This is a genomic window from Mesorhizobium sp. M1A.F.Ca.IN.020.06.1.1, from assembly GCF_004023265.1.
GTDB lineage: Bacteria > Pseudomonadota > Alphaproteobacteria > Rhizobiales > Rhizobiaceae > Mesorhizobium.
Window position 1 is genome coordinate 1 of sequence record NZ_RZSR01000586.1, and the last position, 3,834, is coordinate 3,834.

Annotated in this window: 4 protein-coding genes; 1 reads left to right on the forward strand and 3 read right to left on the reverse strand. The window is 62.6% G+C overall.

The genetic code is table 11. The features are described 5' to 3' along the window. The coding region (locus EOA60_RS22850) for a molybdopterin-dependent oxidoreductase (protein ID WP_128311935.1) at window positions 1–894 on the reverse strand (894 nt) is incomplete at its 3' end. Window positions 895–1,394: 500 nt separating this feature from the next. Between EOA60_RS22850 and EOA60_RS22855 the strand changes: the two genes are divergently transcribed. Beyond that, window positions 1,395–2,453, forward strand: a complete 1,059-nt coding sequence (locus tag EOA60_RS22855) for an aminopeptidase (RefSeq protein WP_128293284.1) — start codon at window positions 1,395–1,397, stop codon at window positions 2,451–2,453. A gap of 176 nt (window positions 2,454–2,629) precedes the next feature. Here the strand turns inward: EOA60_RS22855 and EOA60_RS22860 are convergent, their stop codons facing one another. Together EOA60_RS22860 and EOA60_RS22865 are read right to left on the reverse strand one after the other, a co-directional pair. Further along, the gene (locus EOA60_RS22860; protein ID WP_067325155.1) at window positions 2,630–2,860 is read right to left on the reverse strand and encodes a hypothetical protein; all 231 of its coding nucleotides are present in this window, start codon (window positions 2,858–2,860) and stop codon (window positions 2,630–2,632) included. Window positions 2,861–3,045: 185 nt separating this feature from the next. After that, window positions 3,046–3,834 (reverse strand): SLC13 family permease (locus EOA60_RS22865; protein WP_281060766.1); only part of this gene is annotated, 789 nt, incomplete at its 5' end.

Genomic DNA, 3,834 nt, shown 5'->3' on the forward strand with positions numbered 1-3,834 from the left:
TCCCCAGGCCGCCCCGACGATCCGGTAATCATTGCCGATATGAGTGACCCGGGCCGGCGCAGACTTCAGGCGCGCCCTCCCGACAGAGGTTTCCATCCATACCGTCTCTCCGTTGTGCTCCTCCTCGCGCAGCGTGACATAATCGCGTCCCATGAACTGGTTCACGAAGCGTTGGTCCCTGACTTCGATCCGCTTGAGCCATTTCACGTTCGCGATCCCGTACCAGCCCGGCGCAATCAGCCGCAGCGGGAACCCGTTATCGGCAGGCAAGGCAGTGCCGTTCATCTCGTAGCAAAGGATGTTTTTGGGGTCCAAGGCGTCGGCGAGCGACATGCTGCGCGCAAAGTTCTGCGTAAACTTGACGTCGTCGGCTCGCTTGATTTCACCTTTATCGGCGCCCCAGAAGACAATCTCGATGCCACTGTCGAGGACGCCGACCTCCATAAGGATCGGGGCGAGCGGCGTGCCCGCCCAGCGAGCATTGCCAATCCCGCCATTGAAGAACGGGAGGCCAGTATTGCCCGAACATTCGACCGTGAACGTGACTTCCTGGCGTGGTCGAGCCTTGATGTCGGCGAGCGTCAGGGCAGTCGGCTTTTTGACGGACCCGCCAATTTCGAGTTTCCACGTGCTTTCGTCGATGACCGGCCGGTCGAAATGCGCGATTGAGAAGAACTTGTCGTTGGGCGTCACCCAGGAATCGAGATCCTCCCACACCAACTGATTTTTGATGACTTGCGGAACCGGGTTTGGCGGCAACTGATCGAGCCATTTGATGACTTCCTCGCCGGCCCGGGTTGGAAAAGCATAGGCAATCCGCGATTGAAAGGACGCCAGCGCCACGAGGGTTGCCCCTCCTCGAACCATGAATTCACGTCTGGGAAGGTAATGCATGATCACTTCTCCTCCAGTGAAAAGCTCAGTTCTCCTTCAGTGAGTAAATGCGAATAGCGACCGCGATCGCGCAAAGCAGAAGCCGGACGCTGCGGGCAATGATGAGAGCGCGTGGAACACCCCCCGAGTTGGAAGTGCGCCCTAGTTGAAGCGACGTCTCCCGCTCTCAATGCGCCGGCGTGTCAGGTCCGAGCCGGCGGTTTTCAACTATACGCCCTATCTGTCGTCGTGGCGAGGCCAAGGGCTGGCATCTTCGCATCAGGACTCGATACCTGCATCGTGCTCCAAGCTTGAATGCCGCCGACGATTGATGCGTTGCATCTCGTGAGCGGCATGGACCTGGTCAGCACCGATGTCAGCTCTGAGGCGTTGCCGATCCTGCCAAAGTCCGACCCGTGACGTCCCACCAGGTCTTGACGAAGATCGGCGGGCCTGTTTGAGACTCGCGGTCAAATGGGGACACTTGCTTCACGGGGAGATGAACAGGCGGTGGGCAGGCTGTGAGGCGCGTTTTTCGATTGCTTGCCGCGGCGGTCCTGGCGGCCGGCGTGGCCGGGTGCACCAGCATTTCCTACTACGCGCAGTCGCTGGAGGGCCATGTTGAGATCATGGCGGCGCGCAAGAATGTCGGCAAGCTGATCCGCGACCCCGCAACGCCGGAGGCATTGCGCGTCAAGCTGACGTCGGCGAGCGCCATACGCCGCTTTGCCACGGATGAACTGGCGCTGCCCGAAAACAGCAGCTACCGCAGCTATGTCGACATCGGCCGGGACGCTGTGACCTTGGCGGTTTTTGCCGCGCCGCAATTCTCGCTCACGCCCGTAACATGGTGCTTTCCGGTCTTCGGCTGCGTTCCGTACCGGGGTTACTTTTCCCGGAAATCGGCGGCAGAGAGCGCTGCCGAACTGCAGCGGCAGGGGCTGGACGTCTACGTCTCGGGCGTCACCGCATATTCCACGCTCGGATGGTTCAGCGATCCGCTGCTCAGCACCATGCTGCGCCAGGACGACACCTATCTCGCAAGCCTGATCTTCCATGAGCTGGCGCATCAGAAAATCTATGTGAACGGCGACTCCGCGTTCAACGAGGCTTTCGCGGTCTCGGTCGAAACCACCGGCGTCAGGAAATGGCTCCGCGCCACAGGCAATCGCGCGGGATTGCGCCTCTACGAAGCCAATCGCAAGCGCAACGCCGATTTTCTCGGACTGATAGCGAAAACCCGGGACGAGTTGCGCCAAGTCTATGGAAGTCCGCGTGGCCCACAGCAGATGGCCGCCGCCAAAGCAGCCACGATCGACAGGCTGCGGATGCGCTACCGGCGCATGCGCGATACGCGCTGGGCCGGATACCGGGGCTATGACGCCTGGTTCGATAGCCCGATCAACAACGCAAAGCTCGCCGCGACTGCCGTCTATGGCGAACAGGTTCCGGCGTTTCTTCGCCTGTTCGACTTGTGCTCCGGCGACTATCCAAGGTTCTACGCCGCCGTTCGAAGGATCGGGAATTTGCCCGGACCTGCGCGCGCCCAGACGCTGAAGACCGTGGCGGCGTGCGATTGACCTGAACAGGCAAGGGTCGGCCGCGTACCCGACATGAGCGAAGCCAACTCGGCAGCCAATCACATCGGGCGCGCCATATGCGATTGCCCTTAGGCAGCCGCGCGGTGCCGCGACGCCCCAAAAAGGCCTCTTGCGGAGCCTCGTCGCAACAGCGGCGCCCGGTCGGCGCGCGGCCCCTAGCTCGAAAACGTCACGGTCACGCCGCGCTGGCGGAAATAGGCCTGCATCAGCTTGCGGCCCGCGCGGTTGTTGTGCGCCAGCTTGGCCGGCTCGAACACCGCCTGTTTCAGCCCTTCCCGCGCCATCGCCGCCTTGAGCGTCGCGATATGCGCATCGATGTCGGCGTTGTCCGCGCGGATCGAGGCATAGATGCTTTCGGTCGCTTCGGCCACGGTCGGTTCGCTCACTTTATGTCGTCCTTCGGTTGGTTGCGCGGCGGCTTAACCGGGCCTGAAAACAAAAACAAGGCTCCATGGGGCATTGTCGCACTCACAGCAGAACCTTGCCCTATTCTCCCCGCCAGCTGCTTGGCGTTTTCCGGCTTAATCGCCTACGCCGACGCGATCGCACCCAACGTAAAGGCGTCCAACGGCTACGAAGTGAGCGCCAGCCACGCCGTGCCGAAGACCAGCGTCAACAGCGTCAGCGGCAAACCGACCTTGAAGAAAGCTGCGAAAGACAGCTCCTTGCCCGCCGCTCTTGCCTGCTCAGCCACGATGAGGTTGGCGACCGAGCCGAGCAGCGTGAAATTGCCGGCGAGCGTCGAGCTCATCGCCACGACCAGCCACGCGCGGTGGGGGTTTTCGAGGCCCGGGATGAACGGCCTCAACGCCAGCACCGCCGGCACATTGCTCATGACGTTGGAAAGCACCGCGGTGAAGCCGGAGAGCCGCCAAACATCGTCGAGACCCATATTCTTCGCCGCGGCGATCATGTCGGGGGTGAGCAGCGTGCGCTCCGCGCCCGCCACGACCACGAACAGTCCGGCGAACATGAAGAGCAGCGGGCCGTCGATCTCGCGGTAGATGCGGTGCGGCTTGATCGCGCGGGTGACGAGCAGGAAAGCGCCGGCAATGAGCGCCGCCTTGGCGATGGGCACGCCAGCGAAGAAGGCGAACGCCAGCACCACGCAGACGATGGTCGCCTTCAGCACCTGTCCCGGCAGCATGCGGCCGCGATAGACCTCGGGGCTGAGCTCGGCGGGGCGAGAGAATTCGCCGCGGTAGACGATGCGGACAATGACGATGACGGCGACAAGGCCGAACAGCGCCACCGGCGCGAGCGCCGCCGTGAAGGCCGGATAGGAAATGCCCGAGAGCGCGCCGATGACCATGTTCTGCGGGTTGCCGGTGATGGTGGCGACGCTGCCGCAGTTGGAGGC